The 22,822-nt window shown below is 68.7% G+C and carries 20 protein-coding genes; all 20 read left to right on the top strand.

Annotated elements, in window-relative coordinates:
- Positions 1-8 precede the first annotated feature (8 nt).
- The 20 genes from QN141_05040 (at position 9) to QN141_05135 (ending at position 22,812) form a co-directional block, all read left to right on the top strand.
- Entirely contained in the window at positions 9-857 is an 849-nt protein-coding gene (locus tag QN141_05040) for an ABC transporter permease (protein ID MDR7557838.1), read from the top strand.
- Positions 854-1,705 carry an ABC transporter permease gene (locus QN141_05045; protein ID MDR7557839.1) on the top strand — a complete coding sequence of 284 codons (852 nt, stop codon included), beginning with the start codon at positions 854-856 and terminating at the stop codon, positions 1,703-1,705. The genes QN141_05040 and QN141_05045 overlap by 4 nt, the downstream gene beginning before the upstream one ends.
- Before the next feature lie 341 nt (positions 1,706-2,046).
- Entirely contained in the window at positions 2,047-3,021 is a 975-nt protein-coding gene (locus QN141_05050) for a helix-turn-helix domain-containing protein (protein MDR7557840.1), read from the top strand.
- Positions 3,021-4,328, top strand: a complete 1,308-nt coding sequence (locus QN141_05055; GenBank protein ID MDR7557841.1) for a hypothetical protein — start codon at positions 3,021-3,023, stop codon at positions 4,326-4,328. Before QN141_05050 ends, QN141_05055 begins: the two co-directional genes overlap by 1 nt.
- A gap of 41 nt (positions 4,329-4,369) precedes the next feature.
- Positions 4,370-5,185: a cyclase family protein gene (locus tag QN141_05060; protein ID MDR7557842.1), complete on the top strand. Its 816-nt coding sequence runs from the start codon at positions 4,370-4,372 to the stop codon at positions 5,183-5,185.
- Between the two features lie 41 nt (positions 5,186-5,226).
- Positions 5,227-6,435, top strand: a complete 1,209-nt coding sequence (locus QN141_05065; GenBank protein ID MDR7557843.1) for an amino acid ABC transporter substrate-binding protein — start codon at positions 5,227-5,229, stop codon at positions 6,433-6,435.
- A gap of 7 nt (positions 6,436-6,442) precedes the next feature.
- Positions 6,443-7,306, top strand: a complete 864-nt coding sequence (locus tag QN141_05070) for a branched-chain amino acid ABC transporter permease (GenBank protein ID MDR7557844.1) — start codon at positions 6,443-6,445, stop codon at positions 7,304-7,306.
- Positions 7,303-8,265, top strand: coding sequence for a branched-chain amino acid ABC transporter permease (locus QN141_05075; GenBank protein MDR7557845.1), 963 nt, complete (start codon positions 7,303-7,305; stop codon positions 8,263-8,265). The genes QN141_05070 and QN141_05075 overlap by 4 nt, the downstream gene beginning before the upstream one ends.
- A gap of 5 nt (positions 8,266-8,270) precedes the next feature.
- Entirely contained in the window at positions 8,271-9,002 is a 732-nt protein-coding gene (locus QN141_05080; protein ID MDR7557846.1) for an ABC transporter ATP-binding protein, read from the top strand.
- Positions 8,989-9,711 (top strand): ABC transporter ATP-binding protein, encoded by a 723-nt coding sequence (locus QN141_05085; protein MDR7557847.1) that lies wholly within the window; start codon positions 8,989-8,991, stop codon positions 9,709-9,711. The genes QN141_05080 and QN141_05085 overlap by 14 nt, the downstream gene beginning before the upstream one ends.
- A gap of 355 nt (positions 9,712-10,066) precedes the next feature.
- Entirely contained in the window at positions 10,067-12,697 is a 2,631-nt protein-coding gene (secA, locus tag QN141_05090) for a preprotein translocase subunit SecA (GenBank protein MDR7557848.1), read from the top strand.
- Between the two features lie 20 nt (positions 12,698-12,717).
- On the top strand, positions 12,718-14,649 hold the full coding sequence (gene lnt / locus QN141_05095) for an apolipoprotein N-acyltransferase (protein ID MDR7557849.1): 1,932 nt from the start codon (positions 12,718-12,720) through the stop codon (positions 14,647-14,649).
- A 25-nt stretch (positions 14,650-14,674) separates the two neighbouring features.
- Positions 14,675-15,776, top strand: a protein-coding gene (gene prfB / locus QN141_05100; protein MDR7557850.1) for a peptide chain release factor 2 whose coding sequence is annotated in 2 segments (ribosomal slippage) — positions 14,675-14,746 and positions 14,748-15,776 — 1,101 coding nt in all. Because the reading frame shifts where the segments join, the coding sequence is not laid out codon by codon here.
- 36 nt (positions 15,777-15,812) lie between these two features.
- Complete coding sequence (locus QN141_05105; protein MDR7557851.1) at positions 15,813-16,484, top strand: DUF2993 domain-containing protein; 672 nt, start codon at positions 15,813-15,815, stop codon at positions 16,482-16,484.
- On the top strand, positions 16,481-18,532 hold the full coding sequence (locus tag QN141_05110) for a DUF5693 family protein (protein ID MDR7557852.1): 2,052 nt from the start codon (positions 16,481-16,483) through the stop codon (positions 18,530-18,532). Before QN141_05105 ends, QN141_05110 begins: the two co-directional genes overlap by 4 nt.
- On the top strand, positions 18,532-19,608 hold the full coding sequence (gene csaB, locus QN141_05115; protein ID MDR7557853.1) for a polysaccharide pyruvyl transferase CsaB: 1,077 nt from the start codon (positions 18,532-18,534) through the stop codon (positions 19,606-19,608). The genes QN141_05110 and csaB overlap by 1 nt, the downstream gene beginning before the upstream one ends.
- An 87-nt stretch (positions 19,609-19,695) precedes the next feature.
- Positions 19,696-19,959, top strand: coding sequence for a stage V sporulation protein S (locus tag QN141_05120; GenBank protein ID MDR7557854.1), 264 nt, complete (start codon positions 19,696-19,698; stop codon positions 19,957-19,959).
- Between the two features lie 89 nt (positions 19,960-20,048).
- Entirely contained in the window at positions 20,049-20,999 is a 951-nt protein-coding gene (locus QN141_05125; GenBank protein ID MDR7557855.1) for a ribose-phosphate pyrophosphokinase, read from the top strand.
- Positions 21,000-21,001: 2 nt separating this feature from the next.
- On the top strand, positions 21,002-22,504 hold the full coding sequence (gltX, locus tag QN141_05130) for a glutamate--tRNA ligase (protein MDR7557856.1): 1,503 nt from the start codon (positions 21,002-21,004) through the stop codon (positions 22,502-22,504).
- A 146-nt stretch (positions 22,505-22,650) separates the two neighbouring features.
- Positions 22,651-22,812 (top strand): hypothetical protein, encoded by a 162-nt coding sequence (locus QN141_05135; GenBank protein ID MDR7557857.1) that lies wholly within the window; start codon positions 22,651-22,653, stop codon positions 22,810-22,812.
- The last annotated feature ends 10 nt before the right edge of the window (positions 22,813-22,822 follow it).

The raw sequence follows: 22,822 nt of genomic DNA on the forward strand, positions 1-22,822 counted from the left end.
GTGCGGGGGTGAGGATCGGCCGTACTGCCGCCCTGTGGCTGTTGACTCCCGTGCTGGCCTTCATGGCCGTGCTCTATGTCGTCCCCTTGGCCATTTACCTGCTGAACAGCTTTCACCTCTTCCGGGGTGGACGCATTCTTCCCGTCTGGACGCTGCGTACCTACCTCAACTTCTTCTCCGATCCCTTCACCTACCGGGTGATCGGCTCGTCGCTTCGGCTGGCGCTGACCGTGACGGCACTCGCCGTCGCCGCCGGCTATCCCCTCTCCTACGCCCTGCACACCAGGATCCGATCCCCGGAAGCCCGGGCCCTGATCTCTCTACTACTATTTTCGCCGCTGGTGGTGAGCGTCGTCGTGCGCACCTACGGGTGGTTCATCCTCCTGGCCAACCAGGGCCTCATCAACACCGCCCTGCGCCGGGCCGGGGTCGTGACCGATCCCATTCCCCTGCTTTTCAACCAGCGCGGCGTGGTGATCAGCCTCACCCACATCCTGATGCCCTTCGCCATCTTCCCCATCTACAGCGTCATGGGGCGGCTGGACGCCTCGCTGAAGGAAGCGGCCCAGGACCTGGGAGCGAACTGGTGGCAGACCTTCGTGCGGATCACCCTTCCTTTGACCATGCCGGGCGTGGTGGCCGCGGTGCTGATCTGCTTCACGCTGGCGTTGAGTGCCTTCGTCACACCCCAGCTGCTCGGCGGAGGGCGCGTTCAGGTCCTTCCGCTGGCCGTCTACAACAGCACGGTCGAAATTAACTGGCCGGGAGGCGCGGTGGCCGGGCTGACGTTGCTGGCGCTGTCTCTGGCCGCGGTGTGGAGCCTGCAGGGGCTGATGCGGAGGCTGCCGGGCGTATGAGCGCGTGGGTCGTCCCGGAGAGGCGCACTACGGCGACGACGGGGGAGGGGGCGCTGCGCGACGCCCTCCTGCGGACAGCGTTGCTGCTTGGGCTGGGATTCATTCTCCTGCCTCTGGCCATCGTCGTCGCCTACTCCTTCAGCAGCGTGGCCTACGGGGTGTTCCCTCCGCCGGGTCTGTCCTGGCGTTGGTACGCCAACCTGCTCCATCAGCCGGCGTTCTTCCAGGCCTTCCTGCGCAGCGTGGGCATCGGCCTGGGGGCGACGGCGCTGGCCCTGGTCTGCGGGACGCTGGGCGCGCTGGCCCTGGTCCGCGGCCGGTTCCGCGGTCAGGAGCTCCTGCGGGCCTTCCTGCTGTCGCCCATCGTCATGCCCAAGATCGTCCTGGGCGTGGGCTGGTTCATCTTCTTCGCCCGCGCAGGGTGGCAGGGCGGGGTCGTCCCGCTGATTCTGGCCCACACCATCGTCGTGCTGCCCTTCGTCGTGACCATCGTCGCGGCCAACCTGGTCGGGCTCGATCCTTCGCTGGAGGAGGCGGCCCAGGACCTGGGAGCGACCCCCGCCGTGGTGCTGCGACGCGTCGTTCTGCCCCAGATCCGCGGCGGACTGGCCGTGAGTGGCCTGCTCGCCTTCGTCGTCTCCTTCGATCAGGTGGAGAGTTCGATCTTCCTGACCCGCGGCGAGAACAACACCCTGCCCATCGAGATGTTCCTCTACATGGAGAAGTGGCAGGATCCCACCATCGCCGCCCTGTCCACGCTCCTCATCCTCTTCGCCGCCCTGCTGGTCGCCGCCGTGGTTCTCCTTGGGCGCGGCACCGACCTGCGTCGGGTGCTCCTGCGCGGCTAAGCAAAGTCACGAAAGCGTTGCACCGTTTGGAATGGGCTTGCCAGTCCTCGGCTCTGAGAGACGGCGTACCGTGGTTGTGCAAAGGGGCCCGCGAAGAGAAAAGGGGGATGTCCCTCTCCGAACTCAGGCCCCCGAGCCTAGGGAGGGCATGTCCCCGGTGGCCAGTGTCTAAGAACAGCGATTTCAACCCCACGGCAGTTCTGGCAGTATCCTTGGACTGGGGGGCGGTGCGGGTCCCCCGTCCGGTTGGCCTTCCTACCCTCAGGAACTCCACCAATCCGGCAGGGGGAAGTCGGTCTGCGTAGAAAAATCTTCTACTACTTTAGTAGTAGGGTCAACTGGTGCGCCCGAAGACCGAGTACTTTCTCGACGCCCTGCGTGAGCTGGGACTCACAGATTACGAGGCCCGCATCTACCTCGCTCTCCACGATGTCCATCCGGCCAACGGGAACCAGATCAGCCAGCGCTCGGGCGTCCCCTCAGCGAAGGTTTATGCGTGCCTGCGGCGCTTGCTGGATCGCGGGCTCGTGTCCCTCATCGACAGCCGGCCGGTCACCTACGTCCCCCTGCCGGCCGACCAGTTCCTGAACGCACGGGCCGCTCGGTTCCGGGCCCTGGCGGCGACGATTCGTCGTGGTTTGCGACCGGCGACATCGCCTCCGTGGCGCGAGATGCTGTGGCACCTGGAAGGCTACGATCTTCTGCTGGATCGGGCACGCCGGATCATCGGGGAAGCGAAGCGGGAACTGTTCCTCAGCGCGTGGCGGGATCAGGTGCTGGACCTGCGGGAGGGCCTGCGCCAGGCGCAGCGGCGGGGGGTGCACATTACGGCCATGCTGTTCGACGCCCCGGACGTGGAGGTGGGTTTTACCGTTCACCACGTGATGCTGCGTACCGTCTACGAGCGCCACGGTGACCAGCTGCTGCTGGTCGCCGACCACACTGCGGGTCTGATGATGGATCGTTCTCGCGGCAGCTGGTCTGGCGTCTGGACGGCGAACCCGGCGGTGTTGCGGACGATCCGCAATTACATTCGGCACGATATCTACGCCAACAAGCTCTACTACCGATTTGCCGATCTGTTGCATGCGACGTACGGGCCGGAGCTGGAATTCCTCCTCGATGTTACGGCGGATCGGGTGCTTCCCACAGCGCCCCTGCCGCCGTCCGTGCGCATTGATCAGACGGCCGGCGCCGGCCTGCCGGCGCGGGAGTCGCCCGCGGAATCGAAGGGACCGAGACGAAGCCTGGGGGGCGGCGGGTTGGCACGCATACGAACTGGCGATCGTGATCCCCCGGGCGAAGGAGGGCGATGATGGCAGCACCAGAGGCCTTTGGCATTCCACTGGACGGCCCGTACTTCGGCCCGGGCCGATGGGTTTCCCCGCTAAACTATCTCCCCGAGGTGCGAGGGGAGATGAGGCTTCCCGCGCAGGTGGTGATTCACGATGTGACGCTGCGCGACGGGGAGCAGACCGCACGCGTGGCCTTTACTGTGGAGGAGAAGCTCTTCCTGGCTCAGGAGATGGACAAGATCGGCATCCCATCCATCGAACCGGGCCTGCCGGCTACAGAGGAGGACCGCGAGGTGATCCGCACTCTGGCCCAGATGAAGCTGCGGGCCCGGGTGACGCCGCTGGTACGGGTGCGCGACGACGATCTGCGGGCGGCTATTGCCTGCGGCGCACCGGGAATGGTCCTGGAATTCGGCATCAATCCGTTCCTCATCAAGTACGCATACAACATGACCCCGGAGCAGCTGATCGAGAAGATCGTGGTCCTCTCCCGCCGGGCCAAAGATGAAACCGGGATGTACGTGGAGTTTATGGGCTGGGACACCTTCCGCATCCCCAGCCTGGAGTACATCAAGCGCTTCTTCGGTGAGGTCATCGAGCGTGGCGCCATTGATCGCATCACTGTCTCGGACACGTTTGGCATGGCGCACCCGCTGGCCATGCGCTTCTTCATCTCCAGGCTCCGCCAGTGGTTCCCGGAGACGCCGTTGGGTCTGCACATCCATAACGACTACGGCCAGGCCACTGCCAGTGCCATGATGGCCGTGGCCTCGGGTGTTGATGAGGTGCACTGTTCCGTGAATAACCTGGGCGAGCGGGCCGGCAATGTGGCCACGGAGGAGGTGGCGGTCGCATGCGAACACCTGCTGGGCATTCCTACCGGAATCCAGCTGGAGGGACTCTACCGGCTGTCCCAGATGGTGGCGGAAATCTCCAAGATCCGGCCGGCGTCCAACAAGCCCATCGTCGGCCCCGGCCTATTTGAGGTCGAGTCGGGCATCGTCATCCACATCCTGCGGCAGTTCCGCGCGACGCCCCTGGGAGAGATGGCCGTGTTTCCCTACCCGCCCGCGCTGGTGGGCCGCGACGGGCCCAGCCTGGTGGCGGGACGTGGAACGGGCCGTAACTACGTGGAGATGACGTTGGAGGAACAAGGCCTGCACGCCACCGCGGAGCAGGTGGAAGAGATCGTGCGGCAGGTAAAGACCGTGGCCCTGCGGCTGAAGAACGCGCTGCCCCCCGCGGTCTACCAGGGCATCATCCGCCAGGTGCTGGGCGCGGAAGCGGCGGCGCCTGGATCCGCGGCTCGGTCCCCTGGGCAGCGATAGCGGCCTGGCCGGGTTCGCGCAGGGGGAGGAGGGGGAGAATCATGGAGAGCTACATTGTGGGCCGCACTCGGGTGACGCTCATCGACCTGAGCGACACGCTGGAAAATGAGACCAGCGCTTTCGAGCCCAACCGCCACCAGATCCAGTACATCGACCACGTGCAGGGCATGCACATGACCGTGGACGTCTTCAAGGTTGACCAGAGTCTGCTCCCCGCCCTCTTTCCCGACGGCCATGCCTGGGCCGTGGAAGTGGCCACGCTTTCGTCGCATTCCGGGACCCATATTGACGCCCCCTATCACTATGGTCCCAGGTCCGGTGGCGAACCGGCGAAGACCATCGAGCAGTTGCCCTTGCGGTGGTTCTTCAGCGACGCTTTCGTGCTGGACATGACGCACAAGCAACGCGGGGAGGGGATCACTGCGGCTGATGTGGAGGCCTCTCTGGCGGCGATGGGATATGTCATTAAGCCCTACGACATCGCCCTGGTTCGCACCGACACATGGAAGGCCTTCAAACAGCCCGGTTACGACATGCTGCACCCCGGGCTGGAACGCAGCGCCACCCAATACCTGGTTGAGCGCGGCGTAAAGGTGATAGGTATCGACGCCTGGGGGCTGGACCGTCCGTTCGACGTGATGTTCCGGGAAGCCGCCAGCGGGGTGCGCGGCAGGTTCTGGGAATCCCACTTCTACGGCAAGGAGAGGGAGTACTGCCAGATTGAAAAGCTGACCAACCTGGACAAGATCCCCAGACCCTCTGGGTTCAAGGTCGCCTGCTTTCCGTACAAGCTGAAGGCGGCCAGCGCAGCGTGGACGCGCGCTGTGGCGATCATCGAAGAACCCCTTGAGCTCTGAGGCGGCGTCACGAGCCCGGTGACGGGAAAGGAGGAGGAGTGGTGAGGCTATCCCGCAGGCAGTTCCTCAAGACCGCTGCCCTGGGAGCCGGGGCGTTGGCGGTTCCCCAGATTCTGAGCCAGACTGTATGGGCTCAGGCCAAGCCGATCCGCCTGGGGGGCACGCTGCCGTTGACCGGTCCCTTCGCTGATACCGGCGTGTGGGTGGAGCGCGGCTACCGCTACTGGGCCGAGAAGGTCAACCGGCAGGGTGGCCTGCTCGGTCGCCCGGTGGAGGTGACGATTCTGGACGACGCCAGCAGCGTGGACCGCGCCGTGAGCCTGCTCGAGCGGTTGATCACGGTCGACCGCGTGGACCTGATCCTCGGCGGGTACCCGGGGACGGCGGCGGCCGCGCAGATGGCGCTGGTCGAGCGGTACCGGAAGGTTTACATCTCCATGGGTGGGCACATGGCCTCCTTCCGCCGGGGGTTCAAGTACAGTTTTGGCGGTCCCCCGCTGATGGGCCAATGGTGGTATGAGGGCGCCTGGCGATGGCTGAGTAACATCCCCAAAGCACAGAGGCCAACGCGCGCGGCGGCCATCACGGTGAACAACCCCGTAGGTATGTCCGCGCGCGAATCGATTCAGGACGGCCTGAAGCGGCTGGAGATCCCGCTGGTCATGGACGAGCTCTACGACCTTCCCCTGGCCTCTGCCGAGCCCCTGGTCTCGCGGGCTCGGGCCCTTGGCGCCGACATGTTCCTGGCCAACGGATTCTTCCCCGACGGCGTGCTGACCATCAGAGCGATGAAGGCCCTGGACTACAATCCCAAGGTGATTCTGCAGGCAATAGGTACGCTCATCCCGGAGTGGGTGACGCAGCTGGGGCCTGACGGCGACTACGTGGTCTCGGGGACGGCCATCCACCACAAGCTCCCCTATCCCGGCATCGCCGAACTGAACCAGGTCGCCCGCGAACGGTGGAACCTGAAGTGGGCGCCGCTGTACTTCCTGTTCGGCTATGCCTGGGCCCAGTTGTTGCAGCAGGCCGTCGAGGGGGCCAAGAGCCTCAGCCATGCCGTGCTGGTGCGGTATATGCGCGAAACGACGTTTAAGACCGTTGCCGGGGAGTTGCGCTTCGACGAGAGGGGGTTGCCGGCACCGTACGAGTACGCAACGCAGGTGATCAACGGTGAGGTGGAGCTGATCTGGCCGCCCGGGCGCCGCTCGGCGCAGCCGGTCTACCCCAAACCGCCCTGGAGGCGGTAGTCCGCTCATGGTTCAAGTGCTCCAGGCGCTGGTCACCGGGCTCCTGACGGGAAGTGTCTACGCGCTCCTGGGAGCCGGGTTCAGCCTGATCTGGGGCGTTGCGCATGTGATCAACATCGTCCATCCGGCGCTGGCAGTGGGGGCGGCGTATGCGGTCTACCTCCTCGCGGCGCGCGGCGTGGATCCCCTAGCCAGCCTGACGGTGGTGGTACCGCTCTTTTTCCTCCTGGGTGTCGGCTTCCACGAAGGGGTCATCCGCCCCGCCGCCCGGCGGGCCGGTGATCTGGTCCTGGTCTCCATGGTGCTGACCTTCGGGCTGGCCGCCGCACTGGAGAATGTTTTGGCCGCTGTCTGGGGACCCGGTCCGCGAGTCGTCAACGTGGCCTACACCGGCCGGGCGGTACAGCTAGGAGGGTTGGCGCTGCCAATGACGCACCTGGCGGGCGCCGGTCTGGCCACCGTGACCATCGCAGCACTGTACCTGTTTCTCCACAACACCTTCCCCGGCAAAGCCGTGCGCGCGGTCTGGCAGAACCCTGAGGGCGCGGCGCTCTGTGCCATCAATCTCCGTCAGGTCACGAGCCTCACCTACGGCCTGGCCCTTGCTTCAGCAGGCGTGGCGGGCGTGGCCCTGGCCCTGATCTACAGCTTCTCCCCCGCGTCCCACCTGATGTGGCTCGTGTTCGTTTTCCTCGTGGTGATCGTGGGCGGAGTTGGCAGCCTGGTCGGGGCGGTGGTGGCCGGTATGCTCGTGGGGGCACTGACCAACCTCAGCACGCTGGTCATCCCTTTCGCCTGGGCGCCCTTCCTCCTGTTTGCCTCGCTGGGTGTGCTGCTGCTGTGGCGGCCGACGGGGCTGTTCAGACGATGAGCCGGGCGTTCGCCGCTGGTCTGGTCGTGGTCCTGCTGATCCTCCCCTGGGTGGGCACAGGTGAGTACCCGCTGGCCTTGCTGTACTCCGCCTCCATGTATGCTGCGCTGGCAGTGGCCTGGAACGTAATCGGCGGGTTCGCCGGCTACCTGAGCTTTGGCCATGCGGCTTTCTTCGGTCTCGGTGGCTATACGACCGGGTTGTTCCTGGTCCGGGCCGGGCTCTCGCCGTTCCTCACCGCGCCGCTTGGCGCCGCGGTTGCGGCCGTGTTTGCCGCCCTGGCCGGGTACCCGTGCCTGCGCCTGCGCGGTCCATACTTCGCTGTGGTGACCATGATCCTGGGCCTGGCGGTGCGCGCCGTCGTCCTCAACCTCCCGTGGACCGGCGCGGCGGAGGGGTTGTGGATGACACTCCCGCCGTGGGAGCCGCTGGCGGCGCGGCGTGTCTTCTACTACGCCATGCTGGCTGTGGTCCTGGTCAGTGCCCTGGCCGGGCGGGCTGTGCGTCTGGGGAAGATGGGCGTTGGCCTGGAGACGATTCGCGAGGATGAGGAGGCCGCGCAGAGCATCGGCGTCCCGGTGGTGCGGCTGAAGATGAGCGCGCTGGTCCTCAGCGCCGGACTGACCGGTCTGGCCGGAGGCATCTACGCTTACGACCGGTCTTACATCCACCCCGACTTCATGTTCGATCTCCACCTCTCCGTGCTGGCCGTGCTCATGGCCCTGCTGGGCGGACGGCAGTCCTGGGCCGGTCCGCTCCTGGGTGCGGTAGTAGTGCGGATGGTCGATGAGGTCCTCACTGTCCGGGTGGGAACCGAGGCTGCGCGCATCATCTTTGGCCTGGGGCTGGCTTTGGTGATCGTGCTGCTCCCTGAGGGGTTGCTACCGCACCTGGAGCGGCTACGACGGCGCGCCCCCCGGCCGCCTGCGGCTGTGCCGGCCGCGGAGCCGCGGCTCTAAGTGCCATGCTGCGCGTCAAGGGCGTTTCCAAGCGCTTCGGCGGCCTGGTGGTGCTGCGCTCGGTGAGCTTCCAGGTAGCTGAGGGAGCCATCGTCGGCCTGATCGGTCCCAACGGCTCGGGCAAGACGACCCTGTTCAATGTCATCACGGGCTTCCATCCGCCGGATGCCGGGGATGTGGTCTTCATGGGCCGCCGCCTGGTGGGCCTGGCCCCCTTCGAGGTGGCACGGGCCGGTATCGCGCGGACGTTCCAGGTGGTTCGACCGTTTACGGGACTGACCACTACCGACAACGTTACCGCCGCAGTCCTCTACGGCCGGGGAACGCGCGACGTGCGTGGGGCCCGGGCTGAGGCTCGTCGCTGGTTGCGGTATGTAGGTCTGGAAGGTGCGGTGGACGCACCGGTCCACGCGCTTACACTGGGAGAGAAGAAACGTCTGGAGCTGGCCCGAGCGCTGGCCACCGGCCCGAGGCTGCTGCTGCTGGATGAGGTATTCGCGGGCCTCAACCCGGTGGAAAGCGTGGGCGCCGTGGACCTGGTGCGGAGGATTCGTGATGAACTGAGGATTACCGTGCTGCTGGTCGAGCACGTCATCCGCATTGTCATGGGCCTGTGCGAGCGGGTGGTGGTCCTGGGATCAGGCCAGGTCATCGCCCAGGGACCGCCTGCCGCTGTCCAGGCAGATCCCCAGGTCCGTCAGATCTACCTCGGGGAGGGCTTCGGTGCTGCGGGTTGAGGGCCTCTGCGCCGCCTACGGCGAGCTGGAGGTGCTCCACAGGGTCTCATTGGCTGTTGACGCTGGCCAGTTCGTCAGCGTCATTGGTCCCAATGGCGCTGGCAAGACCACACTGCTGCGGGTGCTCTCTGGCCTCCACCCCATCACCCGCGGCGCGGTGGTCTTTGACGGCAAACCCATCACCGGGCTCCCCCCGGACCTCATCTGCGAGCGCGGCTTCGTCCACGTGCCGGAGGGCCGGCTGCTCTTCCCGGGCATGAGCGTGCGCGAGCATCTGGAACTCGGTGCCTACGCTCGGCGCGCCCGGGCGCACCGGCGCGAGCAAATGGAGTATGTCTTTGCGCTCTTTCCGATCCTGCGCGAGCGTCAGGCTCAGCTGGCAGGTACCCTTTCGGGCGGCGAACAGCAGATGCTGGCCATGGCCCGGGCGCTCATGGCTCAGCCGCGGCTGCTGGCGCTTGACGAGCCGTCCCTTGGCCTCGCCCCGCGCATGGCCGCCGAGATCTTTGCTATCCTTCGACGGTTGAACCACGAAGGATTGACGATTCTCCTGATCTCCCAGGAGGTGACCCAGGCGCTTCTCATGGCCCACTGCGCGTACGTGCTGGAGACCGGCCGGGTCATTCTGGACGGGCCGGGGCCGGCGCTGTTGCACAACGCGCAGATCGTCGCCTCCTACCTGGGCATGACCACCTCACTCGGAGGTTGATTCCGCCACCCACGGTCAGGCGGCGGACGGCCGGCTCGATGTCGTCGAACATCTCCGGAGGGTGCGCGGCGGAGGCGGCGTCCCGTCGCCCAGGGACGTGTGTCAGCGCGGCCAGTAGGTGATGATGCTGCTGATGGCGGCGGTGGCCCAGCGTTGATGCTCCGGCGGCCGGCGCCGGCGGGTCGTTCACTCCGAAGATCACCCCGACGGTCGCCGTGCCGCCGCTGGCGGTAATCGGAACGGGGCGGTAGCCGAACCACTTCGGACGGCTGCCGCCGGCCAGCACGTCCACCCCCATCCGGATGTTCTCCTTCCCTGCATCCCCCGGCGGTCAGACATGTATAATGGGTGCGTCATGGCCAGCTTACTGACCCGCCTGTTCGGCGATCCGGACGCGCGGACGATCCGGCGGCTGCAGCCCCTGGTGGACGCCGTCAACGCCCTGGAGCCGGAGTACGCGGCGCTTTCCGACGAGGCCCTGCGCGCCAAGACCGCGGAGTTCAAGGAACGGTTGAGCCGGGGCGAGACGCTGGACGACCTCCTCCCCGAGGCCTTCGCCGCGGTGCGCGAGGCCAGCAGGCGCACCATCGGACTGCGCCATTTCGACGTGCAGCTGATCGGCGGCATCGTCCTGCACCAGGGGAAGGTGGCGGAGATGAAGACCGGCGAGGGCAAGACGCTGGTCGCCACCCTGCCCGTCTACCTCAACGCCCTGACCGGATCCGGCGTGCACGTCGTCACCGTAAACGACTACCTGTCCCGGCGCGACGCCGGCTGGATGGGATCCGTCTACCACTTCCTGGGGCTGTCCGTGGCCACCATCGCCCACGAGTTCAGCGGGATGTACGACCCGGGGTACGCCGACCCCCAGGCCCACGCCGACGACCGGCTCAACCACTTCCGGCCCATCACCCGGCGGGAGGCCTACCACGCCGACATCACCTACGGCACGGTGAACGAGTTCGGTTTCGACTACCTGCGGGACAACATGGCCCTGCGGCCGGAGGATCTGGTCCAGCGCGACCTGGTCTACGCCATCGTGGACGAGGTGGACTTCATCCTCATCGACGAGGCCCGCACGCCCCTGATCATCTCCGGGATGGTCGAGGGGTCCACCAAGAAGTACTACGACTTCGCCCGCGTGGTGGGCCGCCTCGTCCCCGGCCGGGACTACACCGTGGACGAGAAGATCAAGACGGCGCTCCTCACCGAGGAGGGGATCGCCCGGGTGGAGCACCTCCTCGGCGTGAGCAATCTGGCCGACATCGAGCACGTGGACCTGATGCACCACATCCAGCAGGCCCTGCGGGCTCACGCCTGCTACAAACGCGACGTGGACTACGTGGTCAAGGACGGCCAGGTGATCATCGTCGACGAGTTCACCGGCCGGCTGATGTTCGGCCGCCGGTACAGCGACGGATTGCACCAGGCCATCGAGGCCAAGGAAAATGTGCGCATCGAGCGGGAGAGCCAGACCCTGGCCAGCATCACCATCCAGAACTACTTTCGGATGTACAAGAAGCTGGCCGGGATGACCGGGACGGCGAAGACCGAGGAAGAGGAGCTGCAGAAAATCTACAACCTCCCGGTGGTGGTCATCCCTACCCACCGTCCGATGATCCGCATCGATTACCCCGATCAGGTCTACAAGACGGAGGCCGGGAAGTGGAAGGCGGTCGTGGCCGAGATCGAGTCCTGCTACCGGCAGGGCCGGCCCGTACTGGTGGGGACGCGCTCCATCGAGAAGAACGAGCAGCTCAGCGAGATGCTGCAGCGCCGCGGCATTCCCCACGAGGTGCTCAACGCGAAGCACCACGAGCGCGAGGCGCAGATCATCGCCCAGGCCGGGCGCAAGGGCGCGGTGACCATCGCCACCAACATGGCCGGCCGCGGGGTGGACATCATCCTGGGCGGCAACCCGCCCGATCCGGCCGAGGCGGAGATCGTACGGAGCCTGGGCGGGCTGCACGTCATCGGCACCGAGCGCCACGAGGCGCGGCGGATCGACAACCAGCTGCGCGGACGCAGCGGCCGCCAGGGTGACCCTGGGTCGTCCCGCTTCTACATCGCCCTGGACGACGAGCTGATGCGCCTCTTTGCCGGCCAGCGGATCGCCGGCATCATGGACCGGCTGGGCATCGACGAGGATGTGCCCATCGAGCATCCTCTGGTCACGCGGCAGATCGCCGCGGCGCAGAAGAAGGTGGAACAGTATCACTTCGACATCCGCAAGCACGTCCTCGAGTACGACGACGTGATGAACGTCCAGCGCAAGGTCATCTACGCCGAACGCCGCAAGGTGCTCTTCGGCGAACAGGTCCGGGAGAGCATCCTGGACATGGTCGAACGCCAGATCGCCGGGCTGGTGGAGAGCTACTGCGCGGGGGAGCACAGGGAAGAGTGGGACCTGGCCGGGCTGAGCGAGGCCGCGGCCCAGCTCATCCCCGCCCTGGCGGAGGTCTCCGTGGAAGGGCGCAGCCGGGAGGAGATCACGGAGACCCTGACCCGGGCGGCCTTCCAGGCGTACGAACGCAAAGAGCAGGAGGTCGGCGCGGAGCACCTGCGCGAGATCGAGCGGCTGGTCCTGCTGCAGACCATCGACCGCAAGTGGATCGACCACCTGTACAACATGGATGCCCTGCGGGAGGGGATCGGGCTGCGGGCGTACGCCCAGGTCAGCCCGCTGATCGAGTACCAGCGCGAAGGCTACGACCTCTTCCAGCAGATGCTGGCCGGCATCCAGGAAGAGACGGTCAAGGTGCTCTTCCGCCTCCAGGTAGAAGGTGCCGCGCCGCCGGCGCGCCGGCCCCCGCGGCCGGTGGCCGTCGGAGCCGCACCGGTGCGCGTCGGCACGCCCGCCGCCGGCCAGGGCGGCGCTTCCGCCGCCGGCCCCGTCGGGGACGGACGTCGCAAGATCGGCCGCAACGATCCCTGCTGGTGCGGGAGCGGCAAGAAGTACAAGAAGTGTCACGGCAAGGACGAATAGCCCTCGCCGCCTCGAGCGGCGTGCTCCTCTACGCGGCCTTTCCCCCGCTGGATTGGGGCCTGCTGGGCTGGGTGGCCCTGGCCCCGCTGCTGATCGCTCTGCGTGGGGTGCCGCCCCGGCGGGCCTTCGTCCTGGGCGGCGTAAGCGGCCTGGTGGCGTACGTCGGCATCCTCTCCTGGATGCGGGTCTTCGGGGTGGTGCCCTGGCTCCTCCTCGCCGCCTACCTGAGTCTCTACCCTGGTGTCTTTGCCGTCCTGTGGCGCTGGATCGGCGACGGCCGTGCCCCCTGGGTCGGCGTCTGGAGCGCGCCCCTGCTGTGGAGCGCCCTGGAGTACCTGCGCTCCACGGGCGTCATGGGCTTTCCCTGGGCGCTGCTGGGACTGACGCAGTGGCGGTGGCCGGTCGTGATCCAGGTTGCCAGCGCCACCGGAGTCTACGGCCTCTCCTTCTTCCTCGCGCTGGTCTCGGCGGCGGTCGCGCTTGCCGTCGGCCGGCGGACGGTGAGGCCGCTGCTGCTCCCCGCCCTCCTCGTCGCCGCCGTGATCCTGTGGGGCCATCGGCACCTCCCCCCGCCGACGGCCGGCGACCTGCGCGTTGCCGCCCTGCAGCCCAACGTCCCCGCCCGCGAGAAGTTCGATCCGTTCGCCGCGCCGCAGCACATGGACCGTCTGCGCACGATGGTGGAGGAGGCCGGCCGGCGCGGCGCGGCGCTGGTGGTCATGCCCGAGACCGCGGTGCCCTACAACCTCTTTGGCCGCGACGGCGTCCTGCGCGAGGTCGGAGGATGGGCGGCCCGCGCCTCCGCCACGATGATCGCCGGCAGCCTGGAGGACGGGATTTCCAACATCGCGGTGGCGATCGCGCCGTCCGGAGAGGCGGTAAGCCGGTACGACAAGGTCCGTCTGGTCGCCTTCGGGGAGTACGGGATTCGCCCCGGCCGCGGCCATGATCCGCTGCGGACGCCCCTCGGGCCGGTGGGGGTGGCGATCTGCTTCGAATCCATCTTTCCGGACGTCAGCCGGGCCTTCGTTCGTCACGGCGCGGAGGTGCTGGCCGTGATCACCAACGACGGCTGGTTCGACGGGACGTCGGGCGTGGCGCAGCACGCCGCGCACGCCGTGTTCCGGGCGGTGGAGACGGGACGCTGGGTGGTGCGGGCCGCGAACACCGGACTGACGATGGTGGTCGATCCCGCCGGGCGCATCCGGGCCCGGATCAGCCCGGGCATCCCGGCCGTTCTCACCGATGCGGTCGCGCTGGCCGCCGGTGAGACACCGTACACGCGGGCAGGCGATCTGTTCGCCTGTGTCGCGCTCCTCGCTACCGCGGTGGTCTCGTTTCCGCGCCTGCGCGCGATCCTGCGCCCAGACCTGCACGGGCCCGCCTTCGGACGGGCGGCGGCGGCCGTCGGCCTGCCGCTGGCGACGGTCTGGCTCCTCGTTGGAGCGCGGCCGGAGGGGGTGTGGCCCGGCGTGCTGTTGGTCTTCGTCATCTTCCTCTCCACGCGGCGCCCGCTGCGCGAGTGGGGGGTCACGGTGCGGGGATTCCTCCCGGCGCTCGGTGCCGGCCTGGCCGTGGTCGGGCTGCTGTGGATGACGCTGGTGCTGGCGTTCCGGGCCTACGACCTCCCCCTGGCGGCACCGGGCGCGCCGGACGGGCGGGCCACCCTGATCGTTCGCCAGGCCCTCGTCGCGCTGGCCATCGAGGGGTGGGCGCGCGGGGTCGCCTTCGTCCCGGTGGCCGAATGGCTGGGCCGCCCCACGGCGGCGGCCGTGGGTGCGGCGGCCGGAATGCTCCTGCAGCGCGGTCTCGGGGCGGAGGCCATCGCCTGGGCGATGATCACCGGCGCGGCCTTCGGCCTCATCCGCGCCCGAACGGGAAACGTTGCCGGGCTGGTCGTCCCCCATCTGCTGGGAAACATCCTGTTCTCGGTTGTGGCCCCGGTGCGGTGATGCTAGGATAGGGCGGGATAGGGACATGACGATCGAAGAGATTCGCACCCTCGTCACGCAGGACCGCACGCGCCTCCAGGACATCGGGAGGCATCTTTGACCTGAGCGGCAAGGCCGCGCGCATCGCCGCCCTGGAGGCGCAGATGCAGCGGCCCGACCTCTGGACGAATCCCGAGCAGGCCCGCAGGCTGAGTCAGGAGTTGAGCGCGCTGCGCGCTCAGGTGGACACCTACACCGCGCTGCTGCGGCGGGTGGAGGACCTGGCCGAGCTGACCGGGCTGGCGGAGGAGGATCCCGCGGGGCTGGACATCGCCGAGCTGGCCACGGAGGCCCGCGCCGCGCACGACGGCGTGACCCGGCTGGAACTGGTGACTCTGCTGGCCGGGGAACACGATGCCCGCAACGCCATCCTCTCCGTCCACGCCGGTGCGGGCGGCACGGACTCCCAGGACTGGGCGCAGATGCTGATGCGAATGTACCTGCGGTACGCCGAGCGTCGGGGTTTCACCACCGAAGTGGTGGACCTCTCCCCGGGCGAAGAGGCCGGCGTGAAGTCGGCCACCATCATCGTCGGCGGGCCCTACGCCTACGGGTACCTGAAGGGCGAGCGCGGCGTGCATCGTCTGGTCCGCCTGTCCCCCTTCGACGCGGCGCACCGCCGCCACACCTCCTTCGCCCTGGTGGATGTCATCCCCGAGGTGGAGGAGGTCGAGGTCGCCGTCCGCGATGATGAGCTGAAGATCGAGACCTACCGGGCGGGCGGGGCCGGGGGACAGAACGTGAACAAGGTGGAAACCGCCGTGCGCATCACGCACCTGCCCACCGGCCTCGTCGTGCAGTGCCAGAACGAGCGCTCCCAGCACGCCAACCGGCTGACCGCGATGCGTCTCCTCCGGGCCAAACTCGCCGAGCTGCAGGCGGAGCAGCGCTCACAGCGCCTGGCGGAACTGCGCGGAGAGTTCAAGGAAGCCGCCTGGGGCAACCAGATCCGGTCCTACGTCCTGCACCCGTACACGCTGGTCAAGGACCACCGGACGGGAGTGGAAACCGGCGATGCCGCCGGCGTCCTGGACGGCGATCTCCAGCCGTTCATCGACGCCGCCCTGCGTGTCCGTCCGCGGGACTAGAGGGGGGCCCTTTTTGCCCCCCGAAGTAGGGAAGGCGTGTCCCGGCTGATCGCGCTGGCGGTCCTCGCGGCGATCGTCCTGGCCGCCCCCGCCGCAGCGGTCTCCTGGCGTCTGTCCGACGGGTTGCGCCGTGATCTGCAGGCCCGCTCGGCTGCGGTGTACGTCTACGCCGGACCCACGGGCATCGCCACCGGCCGCATCCGGCGCCTGGTGTTCCGCGTCCGGGGCGCCGCACTGGACGGGGCGACCGTGCGGGAACTGCGAGGCGACCTGCGCGGGGTGCGCCTCAGTCTTCCCCGCGCCGTAGGCGGTCGCCTGGCGGTGCGCGGGGTGGCGGCCGGCCGCGCGGAGGTGGTGGTGGACGAGACCGATGTGCAGCGCGCGCTGGCGGACGCCCGCGAGATCCGCCGGGCGCGCGTGCGGCTGGACGACGGCGTGGTGGCGATCTCCGGGGACGTGTACGTCCTGAACGCCCCGGTGGCGGTGGAGGTGACGGCACGTCTGGCCGTCGACCACAACCGCGACCTCGTCCTGCGCGTCCAGACCCTGCACCTCAGCGGCCTGGCCATCCCGCCCGACCTGGCGAACGCGCTCATGGTCGCCGTCAATCCCCTTCTGCGCGCGCCGCAGGAGCCCGTCCCCATCCGCTTTGTCGGCGTGGAGGTGGACGACGGACGGGCCGTGATCCGCGGGGTCCCGTCGCCGTGAAGGGACGCCGGCGCCGTCCGCTCTGGCTGGCCGTCGGCCTCTGGCTGGCCGTCGGCCTCGGGGTGGCCGCCGCGCTGGCCGTCCTGTGGCTGCGCTGGAACGTCGAAGCCCGTTCCCGCGCCACCGAGATTGTTCTCGACGGGCCGGACTGGGAGGCTCTGGCCCGCCGGGAAGGCCTGGACCCTTTGGCCTTCCTGGCCGAGGCCCGTCGCCGCGGCGCGACCTCCGTGGCGATCTATGAGCACACGCTGCGCCGCCTGGCCGAGGAGGGGCAGGTGAGCTATCTGAGCGGCGACGCCGTGCGGGCCGCGGCCCGCATCGGGGCCCTGCCGCCCGCATTTCGTCCGCTGGCCGAATCCGGGGATCAGGTACGTTCCGATGCCGTCTACGTCGTCGCCTCTCCGGAGTTTGCCGCCGACCTGGCCGGATCGTTTGCGGGCCTCCTCGGTCCGGACCGGGTCCGCGCCCTCGGGGAGGTGCTCGAGATCCGCGGGCTGCCCGATCATCTCGAGGAGATGGGGTTGGGCCTGCGCCCCCAGGATGTGGACCGCTACCGCGCCCTGGGCCTGCAGCCGGTGCTGCGGCTGCGCAACCTCTCCGGCCTGACGGCCGAGGGGCTGGCATTCAAAGGCGGGATGCTGCAGCGCCTGGGGCGCGACATCCCCGTGGTTTTCGAGCTGATCGAGGTGCTGGGCTACGAGCGGCTGATTCCGCAGAGCGCGGCGGTCCTGCGCCAGGCCGGCAGCCGGTTCGGCCGGATCGAGGTGTTCAGTGTCCGGCGCAAGCAGCGCGGGGAGGACCGTCTGGCGCAGGAGATGCGCCCTCAGGTCATCCGGCTGTTCAGCCTTACCCCCGAGGAGCTGCAGCTCCTTCCCCCGGAGCAAGCCCGTGACAAATTCGTGCGCAGCGCGCGCGAGCGCAACATCCGGCTCCTGTACGTGCGGCCGTTCCAGCCCACGGCCGGAGTGGTGGGCACGCAGGAGAACCTGCTCTTCCTCGAGGAACTGGCGCGCGATCTCCGTCGCTTCGGCCTGCTGGCACCGACCACGGCGAGCCTGGCGCCGCGGGCCGCGCCGCTGCCCGAGATCGCCGTGTCTCCGGCCCTGCGGGGGCTCGTCGCCTTTGGCGGCCTGGCCGCGATGGGGTTGACGCTGGCCGCTCTGGGCGAGGCCGTCGGAGCCCCGGTGCCGGCGCGCCTGATCTGGTCCCTGATCGGTCTCGGCATCGTCCTTACCGCGGCCACGTTCGTCGCCGGGCCGCAGATCCTGTGGCTGAAGTTGGTGGCGTTGGGAACTGCGGCCACCCTCCCCGCCGCCGCCATCGCCGCCGCGGTGCCCAGGCGAACGCCCCGGGGAGCGGTGCTGGCGGGTGTCCGGCTGCTGTGGGCGGCCTCGGCCGGGTCGATCGCGGCGGGCCTGCTGGTGGCGGCGCTGCTCACCCGGTGGGAGTTCATGATGGCCGCGGAGGTGTTCCTCGGCGTGAAGGCGGCGCACGTCCTGCCGGTGGCGCTGGTGGTACTGCTGCTGTGGCGGTACGACCGGCCGGCACGGTCGTGGCGCGAGACCGCCGGGGAGTTGTGGGACTGGTCCGGCGCGCCGCTGCGGATGCGATACGCGATCGCCGCGGTCATCGTGGGGCTGGCCGGCGTGGTCCTCCTGGCGCGCAGCGGCAACTTCGGCTTTCCGCTGTTGTCCGCCGAGGAGCGCCTGCGCTCCCTCCTGGAGGACGTGCTGGTGGCGCGGCCGCGCACCAAGGAGTACCTGATCGGCCACCCTGCGCTGTTCCTGGCGGGGGTGGCGGCGGCGGCGGGCTGGCGGCGCGCGGTGATGCCGCTAGCCGCCCTGGGCGCGGTCGGTCAGGCCGGGATCGTCAACAGTTTCTCGCACCTCCACACGCCGCTGCTGTACACGGCGTGGCGCACAGCCAACGCGCTGTGGCTGGGGACGCTGCTGGGCGCGCTCGGGGCGCTGCTGCTCCTGAGGATCGTCGGGCGTCTGACGCCTCCTCCCGTCCGCGTCCCGCCGCCGTCCGTCCGGGTGCGGCGCTGATGCGCATCGTCGTCTCCGGATACTACGGCTTCGGCAACCTGGGGGATGAGGCGGTGCTGGCGGCGATGATCACCGCCCTGCGCAGCCGCATCCCCACCGCCCGCATCACCGTCCTGTCGGGTCGCCCCGTCCAGACCCGCCGACTGCACAACGTCGCGGCCATCCCGCGCCTCGGGGCCGGTGTGCTGCGGGCGCTGGCCGGCGCCGACCTGTTTCTCAGCGGCGGCGGCAGCCTGTTCCAGGACACCACCAGCGCGCGCAGCGCCGTCTACTACCTCGGCGTGCTCGCCCTGGCCGAGGCCCTCTCCCGGCGCACGATGGTCTTCGCCCAGGGGATCGGGCCGCTGCGCCGTCGCGCCGTGCGGGCGCTGGCCGCCGCCGTCCTGAACCGCGTCACCCTGCTCACGGTGCGCGATGAGGACTCCCTGCGCACCTTGCGGGAGCTGCACGTGCATCGTCCGGCGCATCTCGTGGCCGACCCGGTCTTTGCTCTCGAACCGGCGCCGGAGGAGCATGTGCGACAGCTGATCGGCCCGCGGGGTACGGGTCCGCGGATCGGCCTGGCCCTGCGCCCCTGGCCGGCCGTCGCCTACGTCGATGCGGTCGTGAACGCCCTCGCAGAGGTGCGCAAGGAGCTGGCCGCCTCCGTCGTCGTCTTTGCGTTTCACCCGGCGCAAGATCTCCCCACGGCCCGGACCGCCGCCGCGGCCCTCGGCGGGCAGGTCGTCAGCGATTTGCCGCCGCGTGAGGCGATGACGGCCATCGGCACCGTGGACCTCCTGGTGGCGGCCCGCCTGCACGCCCTGATCTGTGCCGTGGCCGTCGGCGTGCCGCCCGTCGGGCTGTCCTACGACCCCAAGGTCGAGGCGCTGTTCCGGCGCGTCGGAGTGGGACATCTCCTCCCCCTGGCCGGTCTGCAGGCCGGCCAGGTCCACCAGGCCGTCCTGGCGGCCTGGCAGGGGAGGGCGGAGCTCAGAGACCGGCTGCGCCAGGCCGCGGAGCGACTGCGGAACGAGGCCTTGCGTGCCGCTGATCTGGCCGCCGCCCTGTCCACGGAGCGCACCCCCCGGGCATGAGAAGGAGAGGATTTCCCCGCGCGCCCACGGAATAGGACGGCGCTAATGGACGGACCTGTGGCCGCAGCAGAGAAGGGACCTGAGAAGATGCCGGAGGTGCTCAAGGTCTCCGCGGACAGCAAACCCAAGGCGGTGGCCGGGGCCCTGGCCGCGGTCTTGAGGGAGAAAGGATCCGTCGAGATCCAGGCCGTGGGCGCCGGCGCGGTGAATCAGGCGGTGAAGGCCATCGCCATCACCCGCGGATTCGTCGCCCCCAACGGAATCGATCTCGTCGCCATCCCCGCGTTCACCAAGGTGGTCATCGAAGGCGAGGAACGGACGGCGATCAAGTTCCTCGTCGAAGCCCGCTGATCGTTGGCCCTCCGTCGGATCGGGCAGGGTCCCTCCGCCGCCTTCCCCGCCGTGTCCGGCGACCGGGCATGGTAAGGTAGAGAGGGGCGATGGACAGCGCCTACGGCGACCTCAAGGTGTTCTGCGGCACGGCGAACCGTGCCCTGAGCGAGGAGATCGCCTCCTACCTCGGCATCGAGCTCGGCCGCGTGAACATCACGCGGTTCGCCGACGGCGAGATCTACGTGCGCTTCGAGGAGAACGCCCGCGGGGTGGACGCCTTCGTCATTCAACCGGTCTGTCACCCCGTGAACGAGCACCTGATGGAACTGCTCATCATGCTAGACGCGCTGCGCCGCGCCTCGGCCGGACGCATCACGGCGGTGGTGCCCTACTACGGATACGCCCGGAAGGACAAGAAGGACGCGCCGCGTGAGCCGATCACCGGCCGACTGGTGGCCGATCTCCTGACCACGGCGGGGGCGAACCGCGTCCTCACCGTCGACCTGCACGCCGGGCAGATCGAAGGGTTCTTCAACATCCCGGTGGACCACCTGCGGGCGATGCCGCTCTTCGCCGACTACCTGCGGGAGAAGGACCTGCGCCAGGCGGTGGTCGTGGCCGCCGACGACGGCGCGGTGAAACGCAGCAAGCAGCTCGCCGACCGGCTGGATCTGCCGCTGGCCATCATCTTCCAGCGCCGGGTCGGCAAGGATGTCAAGGAACCGGTGCAGATCGTCGGGGAGGTGGAGGGGCGCATCCCGATCATGATCGAGGACGTCATCGATACCGCCGGCACCCTCTTCGGGGCGGTGGACGTCCTCGTCGGGAAGGCGGCGCGCCCCGAAGTGTACATCTGCGCCACGCACGCCGTGCTCGCCCCGCCGGCGGTGCAGCGCCTGATGCGCGAAGAGATCCGGGAAGTGATCGTGACCAACACCGTCCCGCTGCCGCCGGAGAAACGGCTGCCGAAGCTCACCGTGCTGTCGGCGGCGCCGCTGCTCGCGGAGGCCATCCGCCGCATTCACCTGAACCAGTCGGTGAGCATCCTGTTCACCTGACGATGCGCACGCGCTACGCCCCCAGCCCCACCGGCTATCTGACCATCGGCGGGGCCTGGATGGCCTTCTTCAACTGGCTCTTTGCCCGCAGCCAGGGCGGCCGGTTCGTCCTCCGCATCGAAGACACCGACCGCAGCCGCTCTTCCGTGGAGTACGAACAGGCCATCTTCGAGGACTTCCGGTGGCTCGGGCTGGACTGGGACGAAGGCCCCGATCGCGGCGGCCCCTACGGTCCCTACCGCCAGACCGAGCGCATGGCACTCTACCGGCGCTACGCCGCCGAACTGCTGGCCCGCGGCGCCGCCTACCCCTGCTACTGCACGCCCGAGGAACTGGACGCCGAGCGGGCCCGCGCCAAGGCGGAGAACCGTCCGTACCGTTACTCCGGACGCTGTCGTGACCTCACGCCGGAGCAGCGGGCCCGGCTGGAGCGGGAGGGCCGCCGCCCGACGATCCGGCTGCGCCTCGCCGACTACGGGGAGACCATCGTCGTGGACGATCTGGTCCGCGGCCGCGTCGAGTTCGATCCGGCGAACCTTGACGACTACATCATCGTCCGCTCCGACGGCAGCCCCCTGTACAACTTCGCCAACGTGGTGGACGATCACACCATGGCCATCACCCACGTCATCCGTGGCGTGGAACACCTCAGCAACACGCCGAAGCAGTGGGTGATGTACCGGGCGCTGGGCTGGGCTCCGCCGCAGGTGGCCCACCTGCCCAACATCCTGGGCGCGGACCGGAAGAAGCTGAGCAAGCGGACCGGCGACACCGCGGTGCGCGACTACCGGCGGCGCGGGTACCTTCCCGCGGCGCTGCTGAACTTCTTCGCCCTCATGGCCTGGTATCCCGAGGAGGACCGGGAGATCTACTCCGTGGAGGAACTGGTGGCGCGGTTTCGCATCCAGGACCTGGGCAAGGCGTCGCCCGTCTTCGACATGGAGAAGCTCACCTGGATGAACGGGGTCTACATGCGTGCCCTGCTCCACCAGGATCCGACGCGCGTCGTGGACGCGTGCCTCCCGGCGTTGCGGGCGGCCGGCCTCGTGGACGGAGCCCCGACCGAGGAACGCGCCGCCTACATCCGGAAGGTCGTGGAGGTGCTGGGGGACCGTCTCAAGGTGGGGCAGGACATTGTCGTCTACGGCGACTTCTTCTTCAAGGACCGGGTGGAGTACGAACCCGAAGCGGCCCGGCGGTACCTCAGCGACCCGGGCGTGGCGCCGATCCTCCAGGCCCTGCGCGAGCGGGTGGCCGCCGCCCCTGCGCTGGAGGTCGCCGAGGCGGAAGCGATTCTTCGGTCCCTGGCCGCCGAGCGCGGGCTGCCGGCCCGGGCGGTGGTGCACCCCACCCGCGTGGCCCTGACGGGGAAGACCGCCGGTCCGGGACTTTTCGAACTGATGGCGTTGCTCGGCAAGGACCGGGTGGTCCGCCGGCTCGACGACGCCGTGGCGTTTTTGCGCCGGTCTGCCGAGGGTCAAGGCTCCGGTGTGATCGGGCTGTGACCGCCCCGCGGTAGACTGGTTTCGCTCTCCCTGCAGCGCCGTTCAACGGGATTCGGCAGCCATCTGGCGTCCGCGTGCTGCTTGCGCCTCGCTCTTCACCTACCCTGTGGGCGAGTCGCATTCCAGGGGATGGGGGTGAGGGTGTGATGGAAATCCGTGAGGCTCTGCACGTGGAGTGTCGCCGGCAGCTCCTCCCGTTGCTGGCGGACGAACTCGATCCCGGCGACGGTCAACCTGCGCCCGGCAAGATCGAGATCGGCTGTTGCTGCAGCACCACCTCGTGTTGCGGCGACTTCGGCGGCGACTAAGACCGCCCGA

Source organism: Armatimonadota bacterium (assembly GCA_031459765.1).
Classification (GTDB): Bacteria; Sysuimicrobiota; Sysuimicrobiia; order Sysuimicrobiales; family Kaftiobacteriaceae; genus Kaftiobacterium; species Kaftiobacterium secundum.